This is a genomic window from Streptomyces zingiberis (assembly GCF_012034935.1).
Taxonomy (GTDB): Bacteria; Actinomycetota; Actinomycetes; order Streptomycetales; family Streptomycetaceae; genus Streptomyces; species Streptomyces zingiberis.
Genome location: NZ_JAATEN010000005.1, coordinates 189,372 through 208,403 on the forward strand (window position 1 = coordinate 189,372; position 19,032 = coordinate 208,403).

Below are 19,032 nucleotides of genomic sequence, written 5' to 3' on the forward strand. Positions count from 1 at the left end.
CCCGCGGACCTCGCTTACCCTCGTCACATGTCGCTCTACGCCGCGTACGCCGGCAACCTCGACGCGCGGCTGATGTCCCGCCGCGCTCCCCACTCACCGCTGCGCGGAACGGGCTGGCTCTCGGGCTGGCGGCTGACCTTCGGCGGCGAGCAGATGGGCTGGGAGGGCGCACTGGCCACCATCGTGGAGGCGCCGCGGGCCCAGACGTTCGTCGCCCTCTACGACATCGCCCCCATGGACGAGGACTCCATGGACCGCTGGGAGGGCGTCGGCCTCGACATATACCGGCGGATGCGGGTCCGGGTGCACACCCTCGACGGCGAGGAGGCGGCCTGGCTCTACGTCCTCAACGGTTACGAGGGCGGGCTGCCGTCCGCGCGCTACCTCGGCGAGATCGCGGACGCGGCCGAGTCGGCGGGGGCACCGCACGACTACGTGATGGAGCTGCGCAAACGGCCCTGCTGAGCGGCGAACCCGGCGGCGGGCCCGGGGCGGGCCCGGGGGCCGTCCGGTACCCGCCGGCCAAGCGGTCACCGGACGCCCGCGGGGCTCTCACCACCGGCGTCTACGCGCGTAGCCGAAAACGGGTTACCCTCATCCGGTGAACGCCTCAGAGACTGCCGCCCCGGGGCTCCCCCCGGCGCCCGACGCCCGCGCCGCCGCCGCCCGCCTCCGCGAACTGACCGGCGCCGAGACCCATGACGTCGCGCTGGTCATGGGATCCGGCTGGGTCCCCGCCGCCGACGCGCTCGGCGCCCCGGAGAGCGACCTGCCGGTGACCGACCTTCCCGGTTTCGCGCCGCCCGCCGTCGAGGGCCACGCCGGACGGATCCGCTCGTACCGGATCGGGGAGAAGCGCGCCCTGGTCTTCCTCGGCCGGACCCACTACTACGAGGGCCACGGGGTCGCGGCCGTCACCCACGGCGTCCGCACCGCCGTCGCCGCCGGCTGCAAGACCGTCGTGCTGACCAACGGCTGCGGCGGGCTGCGCGCGGGGATGCGCCCCGGTCAGCCCGTGCTCATCAGCGATCACATCAACCTCACCGCGGTCTCGCCGATCGTGGGCGCCAACTTCGTCGACCTGACGGACCTGTACTCGACGCGGCTGCGCGCCCTGTGCAAGGAGGTCGACGACACCCTGGAGGAAGGCGTCTACGCGCAGTTCCCCGGCCCCCACTACGAGACCCCGGCCGAGATCCACATGATCCGCACCCTCGGGGCCGACCTGGTGGGCATGTCGACGGCGCTGGAGGCCATAGCCGCCCGCGAGGCCGGCGCCGAGGTGCTCGGCATCTCCCTGGTGACCAATCTGGCCGCGGGCATGACGGGCGAGCCGCTCAACCACGAAGAGGTCCTCCAGGCCGGGCGCGACTCGGCGGCCCGGATGGGCAGCCTGCTCGCCCGGGTCCTCGGCCGCCTGTAGGCGAGCGGACCTGCGCCGGCCGGGGCGGGCCTGCTCCGGCCTGAGCGGTCCGGCGCGGTCCGGTTCCGGGCCCGGGGCGGGCCCGCCTGCCGCGGGCCGGACGGACGTCGGCCGGGGTGGTCCGGGGCAGTCCGGGGCGGGGCCGAGGGGCCCCGCCACAACGGGCCACCTGCGGTCCCGGTTGCCGGACCCTCGACGACGGTGGCGGAGTTCCGCCGCACGGGGGGCGGTGGCGGATTTCCGCCGTCGAGGGCGGTGGCGGTGGCGGTGGCGGATTCGGTGGCAGTGACGCTGTCGGTGCCCGTGCTGATGCTGATGTCGGTAACCGCGTCGGCGCCGGGGAAAGGGAGGCGGAGTTCCACCGTCGCCCCGTCCGCCGCGACGTGGCGCTTCACCGGCCGTCTCCGCCTCGGCCCCGCGCACAGGATCCGTCCACAACCCGCCGGGAAACGGCAAGGTCCCGGCTCCCGGCGCGCCGGTTCCACCGGTCTCGGACCGCCGGACCGCCGCCCGGGGGACGTACGAGCGGCACCGGCACCGGCACCGCCCATGGCGGCACCGGGTCCGCCGGTGGCGGGACGCCCTCCGCGGCCGGGGCCGGAAGGCGGCGGACCGGCCTCGGCACCCGGAGCCGGAACCCGGCCGTCCGCCGGCCCGTCACCGCCCACCGGTGGGACACCTCACCGCGCACGCCGGGTGTCCTCCCGGTAAAGCCCGGCCGACACGGGTACCGGTACCCCTCGGGCCCCGGACCGTTCCTCACCGGTTCACCACCAGGTCCCGTACCCCCGGCGCCCGGCCCCCTGCCGGGGCGGGGCGGGGGACCCGACCGCCGCACCGGCGCCGCCTCCGGCGCCCGCACCGGAACACCACCGGCCCCCGGCACCGCCGACCCCCGGGGGCCACGACACCGGGTGAACGGCCCGCGCCCACCGGGCCGCCGCCCCCGACCGAAGCAGGAGCGTCACGTGGCAAGCGACACAGCGGAGCTGATCCGGCAGGCCGGTGCCTGGCTGGCCGAGGACCCCGACCCCGAGACCCGCGCGGAGCTGAGCGCGCTCATCGAGGCGGAGGACACCGAGGCGCTCGCCGGCCGCTTCGGCGGCACCCTGCAGTTCGGCACCGCCGGGCTCCGCGGCGAACTCGGCGCGGGGCCGCTGCGGATGAACCGGGCGGTGGTCATCCGGGCCGCCGCCGGCCTCGCCGCGTACCTCCGCAAGCAGAACCCGGCCGCGGACGGCGAGCCGGGGCTGGTCGTCATCGGCTACGACGCCCGGTACAAGAGCGAGGAGTTCGCCCGGGACACGGCGGCCGTGATGACCGGCGCCGGGCTCCGCGCCGCGCTGCTGCCCCGCCCGCTGCCCACGCCCGTGCTGGCGTTCGCCGTGCGGCACCTGGGGGCGGTCGCCGGCGTCACGGTCACCGCCAGCCACAACCCGCCCCGGGACAACGGCTACAAGGTGTACCTCGGCGGCGCGTCCGGCGGCGCGCAGATCGTCCCGCCGGCCGACGCGGAGATCGCCGCCGAGATCGCGGCGGTGGGCAGCCTGACCGGCGTGGCGCGCGCCGGCTCCGGCTGGGAGACCCTGGGGGAGGAGATCGTCGAGGCGTACCTGGCCCGCACCGACGCGGTGCTGACCGGCGGTTCCCCGCGCGACGTCCGGGTCGTCCACACCCCCTTGCACGGCGTGGGCCGGGACACCCTGCTCGCCGCCTTCGAACGGGCCGGCTTCCCCCCGCCCGTCGTGGTGCCCGAACAGGGCGATCCCGACCCGGCGTTCCCCACGGTGGCCTTCCCCAACCCGGAGGAGCCGGGCGCCATGGACCTGGCGTTCGCCACCGCCCGCGCCGCCTCCCCGGCGCCCGACCTCGTCATCGCCAACGACCCGGACGCGGACCGCTGCGCCGTCGCCGTGCCCGCGCCCGGCACCGGCCCGGGCTGGCGGATGCTCCGCGGGGACGAGGTCGGCGCGCTGCTCGCCACGCACCTGGTGCACAAGCGGGCCGCCGGGGCCTTCGCCACCACCGTCGTCTCCTCTTCGCTGCTCTCCCGCATCGCCGCCCGCGCCGAACAGCCGTACGACGAGACGCTGACCGGCTTCAAGTGGCTGACCCGCGTCGAAGGGCTGGCTTACGCCTACGAGGAGGCGCTGGGCTACTGCGTGGACCCGGACGGGGTGCGCGACAAGGACGGCATCACCGCCGCCCTGCTCGTGGCCGAACTGGCCGCCGAACTCAAGGCCGGCGGCCGTGACCTGTCCGAACTCCTGGACGACATCGCCGTGGAGTACGGGCTGCACGCCACCGACCAGCTCTCCGTACGGGTGACCGACCTCTCGCTGATCTCCGACGCCATGACGCGGCTCCGTGAGCGGCCCCCCGCCACCCTGGCCGGGCTCACCGTGACCACCGCCGAGGACCTGGCCCGCGGCACCGACCGGCTGCCGCCCACCGACGGCCTGCGCTACACCCTCGCCGGCGGGGACTTCCCGGCCGGGCGCCTGCCGGTGGAATCGGCCCGGGTCGTGGTCCGGCCCAGCGGGACCGAGCCCAAGCTCAAGTGCTACCTGGAGGCCGTCGTGCCGGTGGCGGGCCCCGACGCGCTGGACGACGCCCGGACCACCGCCGCCGCCGTGCTGGCCGCGCTCAAGGTGGACCTGGCGGCGGCCGCGCGCCTCTGACCGGTACGGAAGCGGCAGCCGGCGCCGTGGCCGCCGGGCGGCAGGGCGGCAGAGCGGCAAGGGGGCACGGACGGCAGGCAGGCCGGGGGCCGGCAGGACGGACGGCGGTGCGCGGCCGGACGGCGGTGCGCCGGGCGCGGCCGGCCGGGACCTCCCGGCGCCACCGGGACCCGGGACCCGGGACCCGGAGCCCGCGCGGACCGGCCCCCGGCCGGCGGCGGGCGGCGAGCGAGAGCCCCGCCGCGCCGTCGCCGCCCCGTCAGCCCATCAGGCCCAGTAGGCCCGTCAGGCCCATCAGGCCCGTCAGCCGATCAGGGCGAGCACGAGCAGCAGCACCGCGCCCACCGCCGAGGGGGCCAGCACCTCGTAGGCCCAGCGCACCTCGGGCTCGCCCTGCGCCGTCTCCCGGCGGGCGTGCCGCTCCGCCAGCTCGGAGAGTTCCGTGACGGCCTCGTCGCCGGGGGCCCGGTCCGGTCCGGTGACGGCGGCCGAGGCACGGCCGGTGTCGTCGGCGGCGGCGTTCCGTGCGCTGCGCCGGGCCGAGCGCTTGCGGGCCCGCAGCGACACCGGGATCGCCCAGAGCTGGAACTTCCGCCCCCCGGCGAAGATCTCGCTGGAGTAGCTCGCCCGTACGCCTTCGACCGTCCCCCAGGGGAGGGTGATCGTGCGGAACGGGTTGCGCACCCGGAGCCGGTCCTCGCCCGCGAAGACCGCGGGCCGGAAGGTGAAGGCGACGACCAGCGGCACCACGAGCAGCAGCCCGGCCAGCGCGAGCCAGGGGGTGCGGCCCGTGCCGCGGACGAGCGCGTCGATGCCGATCCAGCCCGCGAGACCGAGCAGCACCGCCCCGCCGAGCAGGGCCGAGCCGGAGCGGTAGACGCGGTCGGCGTACCGCGGGGCGTGCTCGGGGCCGGGCTCGGGCCGCGGCGCGGAGGAGGAGGGGTCCGGGCTCGTCATGCGCCCGATTCTGCCCGATGCCCCCCACGAGCCACGACGGGGCCGGGCACCGGGCCCGGGGACGGTCCGGCGGCCGGAGACCCGTCCCGCCGGGTCCGGTGGGCGGCACGGGCCGTCCGGGTGGCGGGGACCACCACGGGCCGCCCCGGTGGCGGGGACCACCTCCCCGGGGGGTGACAGCTGGCTACGCGCGTAGATATGCTCCTCGGGTGACCGTTCTTCCTCCGTCCCCCTCGTCTCCCCCGTTTCCCTCCGCAGTGCCCGCATACGGCAGCGAGGCCGCGGAGCGGCTGGCGTCGATGGCGGACGTCACCGCCTCCGATGCCGCGCTGCGCCGCTTCCTGCACGGCCTGCCGGGCGTCGACGCCGTCGGCCTGCACGCCCGCGCGGCGGCCCTCGGCACCCGCTCGATCAAGACCACGGCCAAGGCGTTCGCCATCGACCTGGCCATCTCCATGATCGACCTGACCACCCTGGAAGGCGCCGACAGCCCGGGCAAGGTCCGGGCCCTCTGCGCCAAGGGCGCGCACCCGGACCCGCTGGACCGGAGCGCGCCGAAGGTCGCGGCCATCTGCGTCTACCCCGACATGGTGGCCACCGCCAAGGACGCGCTGCGTGCGGCGGGAGCGCCTCACATCCCGGTCGCCTCGGTCGCCACCGCGTTCCCGGCGGGCCGCGCCGCGCTGCCGGTGAAGCTGGCCGACACGCGGGACGCGGTGGCCGCGGGCGCCGACGAGATCGACATGGTGATCGACCGCGGCGCCTTCCTCACCGGCCGGTACCTCCAGGTCTCCGAGGAGATCCGGCAGGTGAAGGAGGCGTGCCGGCGCGAGGACGGGAGCGCCGCCCACCTCAAGGTGATCTTCGAGACCGGCGAGTTGCAGACCTACGACAACGTGCGCCGGGCCTCCTGGCTGGCGATGCTCGCGGGGGCCGACTTCATCAAGACCTCCACGGGGAAGGTGGCGGTCAACGCCACTCCGCCGGTCACCCTCCTCATGCTGGAGGCGGTGCGCGACTTCCGCGCGTCCGTCGGCGTCCAGGTGGGCGTGAAGCCCGCGGGCGGCATCCGGACCACGAAGGACGCGGTCAAGTACCTGGTGATGGTCAACGAGACGGCGGGCGAGGACTGGCTCTCCCCGGACTGGTTCCGCTTCGGCGCCTCCAGCCTGCTGAACGATCTGCTGATGCAGCGCCAGAAGCTCGGCACGGGCCGCTACTCCGGTCCCGACTACGTGACGGTGGACTGAGGAACCCATGACCCAGCCCAAGAAGCAGCAGACCCGGCAGACCCGGGAGACCCAGCCGCAGCGCGGGCGGCAGACCCGGCCGGCCACACCCGCCGAGCCCACCGGGGCGCTCGGGACCACGGGAACAGCGCGAGCCACCGGGGCCGGCGGCCCGCTGTTCGCCTACGCCCCCGCGCCCGAGTCCCGCTCCGTCGTGGACATCGCGCCGCGGTACGGCCTCTACATCGACGGCGAGTTCCGCGAGGCGGCGGACGGCCAGGTCTTCAAGACCGTCTCGCCCTCCTCCGAGGAGGTGCTCTCCGAGGTCGCCCAGGGCGGCGAGGAGGACGTGGACGCGGCGGTGGCCGCCGCCCGCCGGGCGTTCGGCCCCTGGTCGGCGCTGCCCGGCGCGGAACGCGCCAAGTACCTCTTCCGGATCGCGCGCATCCTCCAGGAGCGCTCCCGCGAGCTGGCCGTCCTGGAGTCGCTGGACAACGGCAAGCCGATCCGCGAGTCCCGCGACGCGGACCTGCCGCTCGCCGCCGCGTACTTCTTCCACTACGCGGGCTGGGCCGACAAACTGGCGCACGCCGGCTACGGGCCGGACCCCCGCCCGCTGGGGGTGGCCGCACAGGTCATCCCGTGGAACTTTCCGCTGCTGATGCTCTCGTGGAAGATCGCCCCCGCGCTGGCCACCGGCAACACGGTGGTCCTGAAGCCGGCCGAGACCACACCGCTGTCGGCGCTGTTCTTCGCGGACATCTGCCGGCAGGCCGGCCTCCCGCGGGGCGTGGTCAACATCGTCACGGGCGACGGCTCGACCGGTGCCGCGCTGGTGGCCCACCCCGGCGTGGACAAGGTGGCGTTCACCGGCTCCACGGAGGTCGGCAAGGCCATCGCGCGCACGGTCGCGGGGACGCGGAAGAAGCTCACCCTGGAGCTGGGCGGCAAGGCCGCCAACATCGTCTACGACGACGCCCCGCTCGACCAGGCCGTCGAGGGCATCGTGAACGGCATCTTCTTCAACCAGGGCCATGTCTGCTGCGCGGGCTCCCGGCTGCTGGTGCAGGAGTCGGTGGCCGAGGAGGTGCTGGACGCCCTGCGGCGCCGGATGGCGACGCTGCGGGTGGGTGACCCGCTCGACAAGAACACCGACGTCGGGGCGGTCAACTCCCGGGAGCAGCTCGACCGGATCACGGCCCTCGCCGACGCGGGCGAGGCGGAGGGCGCCGAACGCTGGTCCCCGGCGTGCGACCTGCCGTCCACCGGCTACTGGTTCGCGCCGACCCTGTTCACCGGCGTCACCCAGGCCCACCGCATCGCGCGGGAGGAGATCTTCGGCCCCGTGCTCTCGGTGCTGACCTTCCGCACCCCGGCGGAGGCCGTGGAGAAGGCGAACAACACGCCCTACGGGCTCTCCGCCGGCATCTGGACGGAGAAGGGCTCCCGCATCCTGTGGACGGCGGACCAGCTCCGCGCGGGCGTCGTCTGGGCCAACACGTTCAACAAGTTCGACCCGGCCTCGCCGTTCGGCGGCTACAAGGAGTCCGGTCACGGCCGCGAGGGCGGCCGCCACGGTCTGGAGGCGTATCTCGATGTCTGAGCTGACCGAGCCGACCGGGAAGACCGGACCGCCGGCCTCCCCGGCCTCCCCGGCCTCTCCGTCGTCCCCGTCGGCCCCGGGCTCACCGGCGTCTCGCGCGGACGAGGTCCCGGGGAGCCCCGGGGGCGGAGCCGCCGCCCGGCTGAGCGTTCTCAAGACCTACAAGTTGTTCGTCGGGGGGAAGTTCCCCCGCTCCGAGAGCGGACGGGTGTACGAGGTGTCCGACAGCACCGGCGCGTGGCTCGCCAACGCCCCCCGCTCCTCCCGCAAGGACGCGCGGGACGCGGTGGTCGCGGCCCGCAAGGCGTTCCCGGGCTGGTCCGGTGCGACGGCCTACAACCGGGGCCAGATCCTCTACCGGATCGCCGAGATGCTGGAGGGCCGCCGCGAGCAGTTCACCACCGAGGTGGCCGCCGCGGAGGGCCTGGACCGGGCCGGGGCGGCCGCCCAGGTGGACGCGGCGATCGACCGCTGGGTCTGGTACGCGGGCTGGTCGGACAAGATCGCCCAGGTCGTGGGCGGTGCCAACCCGGTGGCCGGCCCGTACTTCAACCTCTCCAGCCCGGAGCCGACCGGGGTCGTCGCCGTGCTCGCCCCCGGTGACTCCTCCTTCCTGGGGCTGGTGTCGGTGATCGCCCCGGTGATCGTCACCGGCAACACCGCCGTGGTGGTGGCCGCGGAGCGGACCCCGCTGCCGGCGCTCTCGCTCGGCGAGGTGCTGGCCACCTCCGACCTGCCGGGCGGTGTGGTCAACCTCCTCTCGGGCGGGACGGCGGAGATCGCCGCGCCGCTCGCCGCCCACCAGGACGTGAACGCGATCGACCTGGCCGGGGCGGCCACGGACGAGACGCTGGCGAAGGAGCTGGAGACGGCGGCGGCCGACAACCTCAAGCGGGTCCTGCGGCCGTCCGCCACGACGGACTGGACGACCGGCCCCGGTACGGAGCGCATGCTGGCGTTCCTGGAGACCAAGACGGTCTGGCACCCGATCGGCATCTGATCCCGCCCACCGGGACGGCCACTTCGCCGGGGCCGGCGTGTGCCCGGGGAGCCGTATACCCGGGGCCGCCGAGCGCCCGGGACCGCCGTGTGCCCGGGGCGGCCGTGTGCCGGGGCCGCCGGGAGCCGGGCCCGGGAGGCCGGACGCCGGAACGCGGCGGTCCGCGAACCCGGTGTGCCGGGACCCAGGGGTGTGGGGACGGGACCGGATGAGGGAGACTGGTCTTCCGTGAACCGCCAACCGCGCCCGCGCGCCCGTGTCGTCCTGCTCACCGGGCCCTCCGGTTCCGGCAAGTCCTCGCTCGCCGCCCGCACCGGCCTGCCCGTCCTCCGGCTCGACGACTTCTACCGCGAGGCCGGTGACCCCGCCCTCCCCCGGCTCCCGGACGGCGCCACGGACTGGGACTCCCCGCTCTCCTGGGACGCCGGCACGGCGGTCGCCGCCGTGACGGCCCTGTGCCACGCGGGACGGACGGCCGTCCCGGTCTACGACATCGCGACCAGCGCCCGCACCGGGGAGACGGCGTTCGACATCGCTGACGCGCCCCTCTTCGTCGCGGAGGGAGTCTTCGCCGCCGACATCGCCGAACGCTGCCGCGCCGCGGGGGTCCTCGCCGACGTGCTCTGCCTGCGCGGGCGCCCTGCGACGACGTTCCGCCGGCGGCTGGCGCGGGATCTGCGGGAGGGCCGCAAACCGGCGGCCGTCCTGGTGCGGCGCGGCTGGCGGCTGATGCGCGCCGAACGCTCCATCGTGGCCCGCCACGCGGCCCTCGGCGCCCACCCGTGCGGCCGGGACGAGGCGCTCGCCCGGATCGCGGCCGTGGCGCGTCCCGCCGCGGACGGGAAGGTTCCGGCCCCCCGCCCGGCCCCGGCCCGCACCCCGGCCGAGCCCGTCCCGTCGGCGCAGCCGACCCCGTAGGCCCTGTAGGCCCCTGTAGGCCCTGTAGGCCCCGTAGATGCTGGGGGCGCGGGACACCGTCACCGGCGGCGGCCCGGTGGCCACCTCGGCCACGCCGCCGCCCTCCGCTCACCCACCGTCCCACGGCCCGGGCCAGGTCCGGGAAGCCCGCCGGGGCCGCCGGCCGACGGAAACCGGTGGGGCCGGGGCCGGCGGGCATGCCAGAGTCCCGGGGATGAGCACATCTCGATCCGAACTGCTGCGCGGTCAGTGGGACATGACCTGGTCGCTTTTCGAGTACCACCTGGAGCGTCTTCGCCCGGAGGACTTCCTGTGGGAACCGGCCCCGCACCACTGGACGATGCGCCCGGACGGCACCGGGGCGTGGACTGCGGACTGGGCGGACACCGAGCCCGATCCCGTGCCCGTTCCCACCGTCGCCTGGCTGAGCTGGCACCTCGGTTGGTGGCTGAGCGTGGCCACCGACCATGTGGCGGGCCGGCCACCGCGCGGGCGGGAGGACATCCCGTGGCCGGGTCCGGGCGAACCGGCCGTGGAATGGCTGCGCGGACTGCGCCAGGAGTGGCAGCGGACGGTGGCCGGGCTCACGGACGCCGACCTCGGCAGCCCGGCGCGGTTCCCCGTCCCGGACGACCCCGCGCACACCGTCGGCCACCTGCTGGCCTGGGTGAACGTCGAGCTGATGAAGAACGTCGCGGAGATCGGACAGCTCCGTCTGACGCGCGCCGCGGCGGGCGGCTGACACCGGGCACGGCGAGGCGGGACCGAACAGACCCCCGGCCGTTCGGTCCCGCCTGCCCACCGCTCCCCCGAGCGGTGGCCCCCGTGGCCCTGCCGTCCTCCCCTCCGGCAGGCCCCCGTTGTTCCCCCGTCTCCCCCGTTCCCTGCGTCCCCCCGCTCCCCCGGCTCCCCCGTGTCATCCGGCGGGCCGGTCTCCCGGCCCACCGGTCCCCCTCCCGCGATCCCGGTACCGCGGACCGCACCCCCCGGTCTCAGGCGACCAGTTCGCCGAAGGACTCCTCCTGGTCCCGGCCGAAGCTGAGCGCCTCGTCGTCGCGCAGCCGGCGCAGCGAGCGCCAGATGCTGCTCTTCACCGTGCCGACGCTGATGCCGAGGATGTCCGCGATCTCCGGGTCGGTCCGCCCCTCGTAGTAGCGGAGCACCAGCATGGTGCGCTGGGTCTCGGGCAGCCGGGCCAGCGCCTGCCAGAGCACGGCGCGCAGTTCGGTGCCGCGCATCGCGTCCTGTTCGCCGGCCGTCTCCGGGAGTTCCTCGGTCGGGTACTCGGCGACCTTGCGCCGGCGCCAGGCGCTGATGTGCAGGTTGGTCATGGTGCGGCGGAGATAGCCGCCCACGGCCGCCTTGTCGCTGATCCGGTGCCAGGCGCGGTAGGTGGAGAACAGCGCGCTCTGGAGCAGGTCCTCCGCCTCGTACCGGTCGCCGGTCAGGTGGTACGCCGTCGCGAACAGGGCGGCCCGGCGCTCCCGGACGTAGGCGGTGAACTCCGCCTCCGCCGGCTCACGCCGCTCCCCCTGCGCCTCCCCGTCCGCGACGGCGCCCCGAGGGGAGCCACCCCCGCTCCCCTCCGTCACCGCGTCGATCGCCACCGGGTGGGTCGACTGCCGGTTCTGCCGTCCGGTACCGCGAGCGCACCCCCGCCCGCCCACGGCACCGGACATCTCGCCGCCGGTGTCCTGAGAGCGTCCCCAGGCCCGGTTGGCCGTGTGGAGGCGCGTGACAACTGCGCTGCTGGTACGGGTCTGCAGTGTGTTCATGCCGCGCCCCCCATCATGGAGCCAGTTCCGATCGCTTGCCGCCGGGCCGGCGGGTCGTCCTCCCGCCCGGTGCACACCAGATTGCAGGGGCAGTTTCATCACGCTGTCCGCCGCCTGTCACAGCCGTGTCACAGGGGGCCGGGAGGCAGTAACCCGCGCAACCGGCCCCGGACGGGGGCGGCTTGTCCTGCGGCCCCCCGCACGCCTGGCGCGATTCGCACCCCGGTCGGCCGGCGCCCGGGGCGCCGCCGGGCCTCGGGGACCGGGATGCGGCGTGACGTGGGTCACGTACGAAGGGTGCGGACGCGCGCCCCGGCAGGCCGGTTCCCCACGGTGACGGACGGCGACGGGCAGCGCCGGGCCCCCTGAACTCGGCCACGGCCACGGCCTCGTCGAGCAGCGCCCGCCGGGCCACCCGGGGCCCCTCCGGGCCGTTCGGGGCGCCGGCGCTCCGGGGAGGCAGCGCCGCCCCTCCGGCGCCCCCGGTGTCCGGCCGCTCGAACTCCCGCCCGTCCGTGGGCCAGAATGGCCACCGTGCCCTTCCTGTTGCTGATCGAGGACGACGACGCCATCCGCACGGCCCTGGAACTCTCCCTGTCCCGCCAGGGTCACCGTGTGGTGGCCGCGGCGACGGGCGAGGACGGCCTGAAACTCCTCCGCGACCAGCGGCCGGATCTGATCGTGCTGGACGTGATGCTGCCCGGCATCGACGGCTTCGAGGTGTGCCGCCGCATCCGCCGCACCGACCAGTTGCCGATCATCCTGCTCACCGCGCGCAGCGACGACATCGACGTGGTGGTGGGCCTGGAGTCCGGTGCCGACGACTACGTGGTCAAGCCGGTGCAGCCGCGCGTTCTCGACGCCCGGATCCGGGCCGTGCTGCGGCGCGGCGAGCGGGAGTCCAACGACGCCGCGAGCTTCGGCAGCCTGGTGATCGACCGCTCGGCGATGACCGTCACCAAGAACGGCGAGGACCTCCAGCTCACCCCCACCGAGCTGCGGCTGCTGCTGGAGCTGAGCCGCCGCCCCGGCCAGGCGCTGTCCCGTCAGCAGTTGCTGCGGCTCGTGTGGGAACACGACTATCTGGGCGACTCCCGCCTGGTGGACGCCTGTGTGCAGCGGCTCCGCGCCAAGGTCGAGGACGTGCCGTCCTCGCCGACCCTCATCCGCACCGTGCGGGGCGTGGGGTACCGGCTGGACACGCCGCAGTGAGCCCTGCGCCCGCCCCGCCGGGCCCGTCGCAGCCCGCCGGTCGCTCCGGCCCGGCCGCCCCGTCCGGCCGCGGAACGCCGTCCGCCGCGCCGGACGGCCCGTTCGCTGCCTCCGCCCCGTCCGGTTCCGCCCCGTCCGGTTCCGCCCCGCCCGGCCCCTCCGGCCGTGTCCGGGAGCGGATCTCGGGGCTGATCCGGCTGACGAGCCTGCGGCTGCGGCTGGTGGTGGTCTTCGCCCTGGTCGCCCTCACCGCGGCGGTCTCCGCTTCCGGCATCGCCTACTGGCTCAACCGGGACGCCGTGCTCACCCGCACCCAGAACGCGGCGCTCAACGACTTCCGCCAGTCGCTCGCCGACACCACCGGCACCCTGCCGCTGCGCCCCCGCTGCGAGCAGCTCCAGGAGGCGGCGGAGCGCATGGCGGCGTCCACCCAGCGGTACGAGGTGCTCCTCGTCGACCGGGACCGGGAGGGCCGCTCCTGCGCCGCGCCCTCCGGGAACGGCCGCTTCACCCTCGACACGGTGCCCGGGACGCTGCGCACCGCCGTCGACGAGGAACGGCCCGCCGAGGTGGGCGACGGGCTGCCGTACCACCTGTACTGGCAGCGGATCACCCTCGACGGCGCCCCCTACCTCGTCGGCGGGACGAGGGTGATCGGCGGCGGCCCCACCGGTTACATGCTGAAGTCGCTCAGCTCCGAGCGGGAGGACCTCAACTCGCTGGCCTGGTCGCTGGGGGTGGCCACCGCCCTGGCGCTGGTCGGCTCCGCACTGCTCGCGCAGGCCGCGGCCAGCACCGTGCTGCGGCCCGTGCAGCGCCTCGGGGACGCCGCGCGCCGGCTCGGCGAGGGCAAGCTCGACACCCGGCTGCGGGTCTCCGGGACGGACGAACTCGCCGAGCTGTCACGGACGTTCAACGCCGCCGCGGCCTCCCTGGAGGCCCGGGTCGAGGAGCTTAGCGCGCGCGAGGCCGCCAGCCGCCGCTTCGTCGCCGACATGTCGCACGAGCTGCGCACGCCGCTGACCGCCATCACCGCCGTCACGGAGGTGCTGGAGGAGGAGTACGACAACCTCGACCCGATGGTCGCGCCCGCGGTGCGGCTGGTGGTCGACGAGACCCGGCGCCTCGGCACCCTCGTGGAGAACCTGATGGAGGTCACGCGGTTCGACGCCGGCACGGCCCGCCTGGTCCTCGACGAGGTGGACGTGGCGGACATGGTGACCGCCTGCATCGACGCCCGCGCCTGGCTGGACGCCGTCGAACTCGACACCGAGCGCGGCCTCGTCGCCCGGCTCGACCCGCGCCGCCTCGACGTCATCCTCGCCAACCTCATCGGCAACGCCCTGAAGCACGGCGGCTCCCCGGTGCGGGTCACCGTCCGCCCCGACGACGGCGGGCTCGCCGTGGAGGTGCGGGACCACGGGCCGGGCATCCCGGAGGAGGTCCTCCCGCACGTGTTCGACCGCTTCTACAAGGCGAGCGCGTCACGGCCGCGCTCCGAGGGCAGCGGCCTCGGCCTCTCCATCGCCCTGGAGAACGCCCATATCCACGGCGGGGACATCAGCGCCGCCAACCACCCCGAGGGCGGCGCGGTGTTCCGCCTCCGCCTGCCCGTGGACGCCGCCCGCCCCGGTACGGACCAGCCCCGCGAGGACACCGATTGATACCCGCGACGCCGCCGCTCCCCGGCTCCGCCCCCGCCGCCACGCGCCCGTACCCACCCGGGGCGCGGCACGGCTCCCACGAGGCCCCGCCCGGTCCCGCGGAGGCACGGCACGCCCTCCCCGGGACACCGGGCGCCCGCCTCCGCTCGCCGCACGTCCCCGGGGCGCCGCGCCGCCGGCCGCGGGCCGCTCTCACCGCCGCCGTCCTGCTGCTCGCGGGGGTGGCGGGCTGCGGCATCCGCGGCACGTCCGTCCCCGTCGACGCGGGGCCGGCGCCGTCCCGCGTCTCCTGCCAGGTCCCGCAGGACCCCACGCCCGTGCCGGACTCCAACACCACCGTGCCCGCCGCCGTCCATCTGGTGTGCGGCGCGCAACTCGTGCCCGTGCAGCGGGTCATCCCCTACACGGACGGGCGGACGGAGGAGGAGCGGCTGCTCACGGCGCGGGCCCTGCTCGGCGAGTTGAGGTCCCGGCCGTCCGCCACCGAGACGGAGGCGGGCTTCTCCACCGAGGTGCCCGGCGGGCTCCAGGTGTTCCCCCCGCACGACGGTGATCCGGGCCGGACCCTGCGGCTCAGCCGCGTCCCGGGCGAGCTGCCCGCCCTCGCGCTGGCCCAGCTCGTGTGCACCTTCGCGGGGACCGTCGTGACCGGCGGCGAGGGGTCGGTCGTCCTCGCCGGACCGGGCCGGGACCGCCCCGAGCGCTTCGCCTGCACCGAGGAGATTCGCTCCCGGCCGGAGGAGGCGCCGGCCGACGGCGTACCGGCGGAGGACTGAACCGCTGAGCGACCCGGGCGGTCGGCGGGCGGTCGGCGGCGCGTCGGGGCGTCGGGGCGTCGGGGCGTCGGGCGGCCGGATGCTCCGCCCGCGCCGGGGTGGGCCTCTCCCGTCCCGCCCGGAGACGCGGGCCCCCGCCCCTGGGCGGAACGGACCGGTCCCGGGTGCCACCGGAGCGCCAGGGAGAACCGCGCCACCCTCCCCTCGCGCCCTCCGGACCGGCGCGCCACCACGCGCGTGCCCGCGGGCGGCACGGGACCACGGCCGCGGGCGGCGGGCAGACGGGGCGGGAGAGCGCCCGGCCGTCCCCGCCCGGGCCCGCGGGGAGTGCGCCGGGCCCTCCGCGCCCGCCCTGCCCGTTCCCGCCCCGGGGCACGGCCCCGCCGTGCCCCCGTACCGCCGTACCGCCGTACCCCGCAGCCGCCGTGTGACGGGGCCAACAGCCCCGGGGCGGGGGCCCGGCCGGAACCGCGCGGACGCGGGGCCGCGTCCTCACGGGCGTGCAGCACCATGGTCGCGGCGCCCGCGCCGCCTTCCGCTTCCGCGCGACCGGACTCCTTCTCCTGGTCGGCTACCTGCTGTACCTGGGGTGGCTGACGCTGCGTCCGCCGGCGCTGCCGTGGGTCACCGCGGCCAACCTCCGGCCCCTGGCCACGATCCGCGCCGAGCTGGCCCTGGGCCTCTGGCCGGCCGTCCAGCACCTGGGCGGGACGCTGCTGCTGCTGGCCCCGCTGGGGGTCCTGCTGCCGTGGGCGGTCGGACGGCTGGAGGGCTCCCTGCTGACCTCGCTGGCCCGCACCGTCTTCACGGGCGTCCTGGTCTCCCTCGGCCTCGCGCTGTTGCAGACCAACCGCTCGGGCCGGCCACTGGACGTGGACTCCCTGGTGCTGCATCTGACGGGGGTGGCGATCGCCCACGCGGCGCTGGTGCCCGTGCTGCGCGGCTGGACGCGGCGCGGGGCGGAGCGGGCCCGCGCGTCCGCCTCGGCCGGCGCGCCGTCCGCGACGGGCGGTTCCTCCCGGGGGGAACCCTTTCAGGGTCGGGCCCCGAGGATTTCCGGGGTGGGCACGGTCCCCAGGGCGGATGTTCCCTCCTTTTCCGGGGCATACGGTCGGGACATCACCCGTCCTCGACGCCTCACGAAGGAGTCCTCATGAGCGCCCTGGTCCGCCCTCTCGACGACCGCATGATCGGCGGTGTGTGCGGAGCGCTCGCCCGGCGTTTCTCCACGTCGACCTCGACCATGCGTGTCCTCTTCGTCCTCTCGTGCCTGCTGCCCGGTCCGCAGTTCCTGCTCTACCTGGCGCTGTGGGTGTTCCTGCCGTCGGAGAAGCGGTCCCGGCAGGCCTGGTGACGGCCGCGGTCCGCCGCGGCCGGCCCGCCCGCACCGGGTGACACCGCGGGCACGGCCGTCCGCCGGGCGGCACCTCGCGGGTACACGCGGCGGAAGGAGGGGTACGTGCCCGTGACCGGGCACGTACCCCTCCTTCCGCCGTGGTCACCGCGGCACGGAACGGTCAGCCGAGCGGCAGACCGCCGAGCAGCTTGCCCAGCACGCCACCCTTGGCGGGCGCCTTGGCGGGCAGCGTCCGGGCCGGGATCCCCTGGCCCTGCGACGGCGCCTGGCTCCGGGCCTGGCCCTGCGGCTGCCCCTGGCCCTGGCCCTGGACCGGGCCGCGGGTCTGACCCTGGGCCTGACCCGGGACCTGGCCCTGGACCTGGCCCGGGACCTGGCCCGGGACCTGGCCCTGGACCGGGGTCCGCACCTGGCTCGGGCTCTGCGTCCGGGCGTCCGCCTGGTCGGGGGTCCTCAGGTCCGCGCCGGTCCGGTGGCCCTCCTCCTGGCCACCGTCGTGGTGGGACTTGTGGTGGCCGCCGTGCTCGCCCTCGTGCTCGTGCTCGTGCTTTCCGCCGTGCTCGCCCTTGGGCTCGTGCTCACCCTTGTGCTCGTGCTTCCCGCCGTGCTCGCCCTTCGGGTCACCGTGAGCGCCCTTGTCGTGCTCGTGATGCTTCTTGTCCTCGTGCTTCTTGTCCTCGTGCTTCTTGTCCTCGTGCTTCTTGTCGGCGCTCTTCTTCTCGCCGTGCTTCTTGTCCTCGTGCTTCTTGTCGTGGTGCTTCTTGTCGTGATGGTGGTCACCGTGGCTGTCCTTGCGCGGGCAGGTGCACCCGCGCTTCTTGCCCTTCGCCGGTTTGCCCGTGCTCTTGCCGGACTCCGCGTGGTGGCCGGAAGGGGGCCGGTGGCCGTGGTCGCACGCGACGGCCGAGGTGGCGCCGGCGCCCGCGACGGCGAAGCCCAGGCCGAGCACCGCGGCCTGGACGATCCGGGAGGTTACCTGCTTCATCGACTGACATCCTCTGCTGGGGGGAGGTGGCGCGGCTCCGCGTACGGGCAGGAGCCCGCTCGTACGCTCACTCCGCTGCCGAATGCAAGCGAAAAGTAACCATCAGCCGGAATGCCCGCAATCAACCGCCGGGCGCGTCGCCCCGGGCACCCCCACTTGTCCTCCACCCGGCGGGACCGGAGGCGGCCGCACGGGGGCCGCCCCCGGTCTCAGCCCCGCGGGCCGGCCCCCGCCGTCGCGAACAGCCACTCGGACTTCAGCTCCGCGTAGCCGGGCTTGATGACGTCGTTGATCATGGCGAGCCGTTCGTCGAACGGGATGAACGCCGACTTCATGGCGTTGACGGTGAACCACTGCATGTCGTCCAGGGTGTAATCGAACGAGTCGACCAGGTGCCCGAATTCGGCGCTCATGCTGGTACCGCTCATCAGCCGGTTGTCGGTGTTGACCGTCGCCCGGAAACCCAGCTCCCGCAGGAGGCCGATGGGGTGTTCGCGGTACGAGGGAGCCGCGCCGGTCTGGAGGTTGGAGCTCGGGCACAGCTCCAGCGGTACGCGCTTGTCCCGCACGTACGCGGCGAGCCTGCCGAGCTTCACGGTGCCGTCACCGGCGACCTGGATGTCGTCGATGATCCGGACTCCGTGCCCCAGCCGGTCGGCACCGCACCACTGGAGCGCCTGCCAGATGGACGGCAGCCCGAACGCCTCCCCGGCGTGGATGGTGAAGTGGTTGTTCTCGCGCTTGAGGTACTCGAAGGCGTCGAGGTGGCGGGTGGGCGGGTACCCGGCCTCGGCCCCGGCGATGTCGAAGCCGACGACGCCCGCGTCCCGGTAGCGGTTGGCGAGTTCGGCGATCTCCAGCGAGCGGGCGGCGTGCCGCATGGCGGTGAGCAGAGCGCCGACCCGGATGCGCCGGCCGGCCGCGCGGGCCCGCCGCTCACCCTCCCGGAAGCCGTCGTTGACGGCTTCCACGACCTCCTCCAGGCCCAGCCCCCCGGTGAGGTGCTGTTCGGGGGCGTAGCGCACCTCGGCGTAGACCACGCCGTCGGCGGCGAGGTCCTCCGCGCACTCGGCCGCGACCCGGAACAGCGCGTCCCGGCTCTGCATCACGGCGCAGGTGTGGGCGAAGGTCTCCAGATAGCGCTCCAGCGAGCCGGAGTCGGCGGCTTCGCGGAACCAGCGGCCGAGGGCGGCGGCGTCGGTCTCCGGGAGGTTCCGATAACCCTGCTCGCGGGCGAGTTCGACGACGGTGGCGGGGCGCAGGCCGCCGTCGAGGTGGTCGTGCAGCAGCACCTTCGGGGCGCGGCGGATCCGGTCCGCGTCCGGTGTTCTTCCACGGGTCTGACTCGTCATCTCCGTACTCTAACTCCTACGCGCGTAGAGCCCCATGAGCCGGACGTATGGGGCGCCGCGGAACCCCGCCGGCGCCGGTCCGCCCCGGCGCACCGTGACG

17 protein-coding genes are annotated in these 19,032 nt (G+C 75.4%); 13 read left to right on the plus strand and 4 right to left on the minus strand.

Features of this window, described 5'->3' with window-relative positions; all coding sequences use genetic code 11:
- Positions 1-27 precede the first annotated feature (27 nt).
- The 3 genes from HCK00_RS08650 to HCK00_RS08660 all read left to right on the plus strand — a co-directional run bounded on the left by HCK00_RS08650 (position 28) and on the right by HCK00_RS08660 (position 4,104).
- Entirely contained in the window at positions 28-465 is a 438-nt protein-coding gene (locus HCK00_RS08650; RefSeq protein WP_168101210.1) for a gamma-glutamylcyclotransferase family protein, read from the plus strand.
- 136 nt (positions 466-601) lie between these two features.
- Complete coding sequence (locus HCK00_RS08655) at positions 602-1,423, plus strand: purine-nucleoside phosphorylase (RefSeq protein WP_168101211.1); 822 nt, start codon at positions 602-604, stop codon at positions 1,421-1,423.
- 968 nt (positions 1,424-2,391) lie between these two features.
- A complete protein-coding gene (locus HCK00_RS08660) occupies positions 2,392-4,104 on the plus strand; it encodes a phospho-sugar mutase (RefSeq protein ID WP_168101212.1) in 1,713 nt (570 codons plus the stop codon).
- Between the two features lie 303 nt (positions 4,105-4,407).
- Here HCK00_RS08660 and HCK00_RS08665 read toward each other — a convergent pair whose 3' ends face one another.
- On the minus strand, positions 4,408-5,061 hold the full coding sequence (locus HCK00_RS08665) for a PH domain-containing protein (RefSeq protein ID WP_168101213.1): 654 nt from the start codon (positions 5,059-5,061) through the stop codon (positions 4,408-4,410).
- Between the two features lie 299 nt (positions 5,062-5,360).
- Here HCK00_RS08665 and deoC point away from each other — a divergent pair, with 299 nt between their 5' ends.
- From deoC to HCK00_RS08690, 5 genes are all read left to right on the plus strand, one after another.
- Positions 5,361-6,311 (plus strand): deoxyribose-phosphate aldolase, encoded by a 951-nt coding sequence (gene deoC / locus HCK00_RS08670; protein ID WP_168101357.1) that lies wholly within the window; start codon positions 5,361-5,363, stop codon positions 6,309-6,311.
- Positions 6,312-6,318: 7 nt separating this feature from the next.
- A complete protein-coding gene (locus HCK00_RS08675) occupies positions 6,319-7,893 on the plus strand; it encodes an aldehyde dehydrogenase family protein (RefSeq protein WP_168101214.1) in 1,575 nt (524 codons plus the stop codon).
- Entirely contained in the window at positions 7,886-8,893 is a 1,008-nt protein-coding gene (locus HCK00_RS08680; RefSeq protein WP_168101215.1) for an aldehyde dehydrogenase family protein, read from the plus strand. Before HCK00_RS08675 ends, HCK00_RS08680 begins: the two co-directional genes overlap by 8 nt.
- A 228-nt stretch (positions 8,894-9,121) precedes the next feature.
- Positions 9,122-9,811 carry a uridine kinase family protein gene (locus HCK00_RS08685; RefSeq protein ID WP_311765215.1) on the plus strand — a complete coding sequence of 230 codons (690 nt, stop codon included), beginning with the start codon at positions 9,122-9,124 and terminating at the stop codon, positions 9,809-9,811.
- 214 nt (positions 9,812-10,025) lie between these two features.
- Positions 10,026-10,553, plus strand: a complete 528-nt coding sequence (locus HCK00_RS08690; RefSeq protein WP_168101217.1) for a DinB family protein — start codon at positions 10,026-10,028, stop codon at positions 10,551-10,553.
- Positions 10,554-10,803: 250 nt separating this feature from the next.
- On the opposite strand, the gene HCK00_RS08695 is transcribed toward HCK00_RS08690, so the two are convergent.
- Positions 10,804-11,586, minus strand: coding sequence for a SigE family RNA polymerase sigma factor (locus HCK00_RS08695; RefSeq protein WP_168101218.1), 783 nt, complete (start codon positions 11,584-11,586; stop codon positions 10,804-10,806).
- Between the two features lie 534 nt (positions 11,587-12,120).
- On the opposite strand from HCK00_RS08695, the gene afsQ1 reads away from it, so the two are divergent.
- From afsQ1 to HCK00_RS08720, 5 genes are all read left to right on the plus strand, one after another.
- Positions 12,121-12,798, plus strand: a complete 678-nt coding sequence (afsQ1, locus tag HCK00_RS08700; protein WP_311765216.1) for a two-component system response regulator AfsQ1 — start codon at positions 12,121-12,123, stop codon at positions 12,796-12,798.
- Positions 12,795-14,462, plus strand: coding sequence for an ATP-binding protein (locus HCK00_RS08705; RefSeq protein WP_446459015.1), 1,668 nt, complete (start codon positions 12,795-12,797; stop codon positions 14,460-14,462). The genes afsQ1 and HCK00_RS08705 overlap by 4 nt, the downstream gene beginning before the upstream one ends.
- A complete protein-coding gene (locus HCK00_RS08710) occupies positions 14,459-15,238 on the plus strand; it encodes a hypothetical protein (RefSeq protein WP_240965379.1) in 780 nt (259 codons plus the stop codon). The genes HCK00_RS08705 and HCK00_RS08710 overlap by 4 nt, the downstream gene beginning before the upstream one ends.
- A 500-nt stretch (positions 15,239-15,738) precedes the next feature.
- A complete protein-coding gene (locus tag HCK00_RS08715) occupies positions 15,739-16,395 on the plus strand; it encodes a VanZ family protein (RefSeq protein ID WP_168101220.1) in 657 nt (218 codons plus the stop codon).
- Entirely contained in the window at positions 16,392-16,592 is a 201-nt protein-coding gene (locus HCK00_RS08720; protein WP_168101221.1) for a PspC domain-containing protein, read from the plus strand. Before HCK00_RS08715 ends, HCK00_RS08720 begins: the two co-directional genes overlap by 4 nt.
- 163 nt (positions 16,593-16,755) lie before the next feature.
- Here HCK00_RS08720 and HCK00_RS08725 read toward each other — a convergent pair whose 3' ends face one another.
- Positions 16,756-17,580, minus strand: coding sequence for a hypothetical protein (locus HCK00_RS08725; protein ID WP_168101222.1), 825 nt, complete (start codon positions 17,578-17,580; stop codon positions 16,756-16,758).
- A 209-nt stretch (positions 17,581-17,789) separates the two neighbouring features.
- Complete coding sequence (locus HCK00_RS08730) at positions 17,790-18,932, minus strand: adenosine deaminase (protein WP_168101223.1); 1,143 nt, start codon at positions 18,930-18,932, stop codon at positions 17,790-17,792.
- Between the last annotated feature and the right edge of the window lie 100 nt (positions 18,933-19,032).

Excerpts from the sequence above, each read along its gene's own strand:
- HCK00_RS08650 (WP_168101210.1), top strand. The coding sequence starts at position 28 with ATGTCGCTCTACGCCGCGTACGCCGGCAACCTCGACGCGCGGCTGATG.
- HCK00_RS08665 (WP_168101213.1), bottom strand. The coding sequence starts at position 5,061 with ATGACGAGCCCGGACCCCTCCTCCTCCGCGCCGCGGCCCGAGCCCGGC.
- deoC (WP_168101357.1), top strand. The coding sequence starts at position 5,361 with ATGGCGGACGTCACCGCCTCCGATGCCGCGCTGCGCCGCTTCCTGCAC.
- HCK00_RS08675 (WP_168101214.1), top strand. The coding sequence starts at position 6,319 with ATGACCCAGCCCAAGAAGCAGCAGACCCGGCAGACCCGGGAGACCCAG.
- HCK00_RS08680 (WP_168101215.1), top strand. The coding sequence starts at position 7,886 with ATGTCTGAGCTGACCGAGCCGACCGGGAAGACCGGACCGCCGGCCTCC.
- HCK00_RS08690 (WP_168101217.1), top strand. The coding sequence starts at position 10,026 with ATGAGCACATCTCGATCCGAACTGCTGCGCGGTCAGTGGGACATGACC.
- HCK00_RS08695 (WP_168101218.1), bottom strand. The coding sequence starts at position 11,586 with ATGAACACACTGCAGACCCGTACCAGCAGCGCAGTTGTCACGCGCCTC.
- HCK00_RS08720 (WP_168101221.1), top strand. The coding sequence starts at position 16,392 with ATGAGCGCCCTGGTCCGCCCTCTCGACGACCGCATGATCGGCGGTGTG.
- HCK00_RS08725 (WP_168101222.1), bottom strand. The coding sequence starts at position 17,580 with ATGAAGCAGGTAACCTCCCGGATCGTCCAGGCCGCGGTGCTCGGCCTG.
- HCK00_RS08730 (WP_168101223.1), bottom strand. The coding sequence starts at position 18,932 with ATGACGAGTCAGACCCGTGGAAGAACACCGGACGCGGACCGGATCCGC.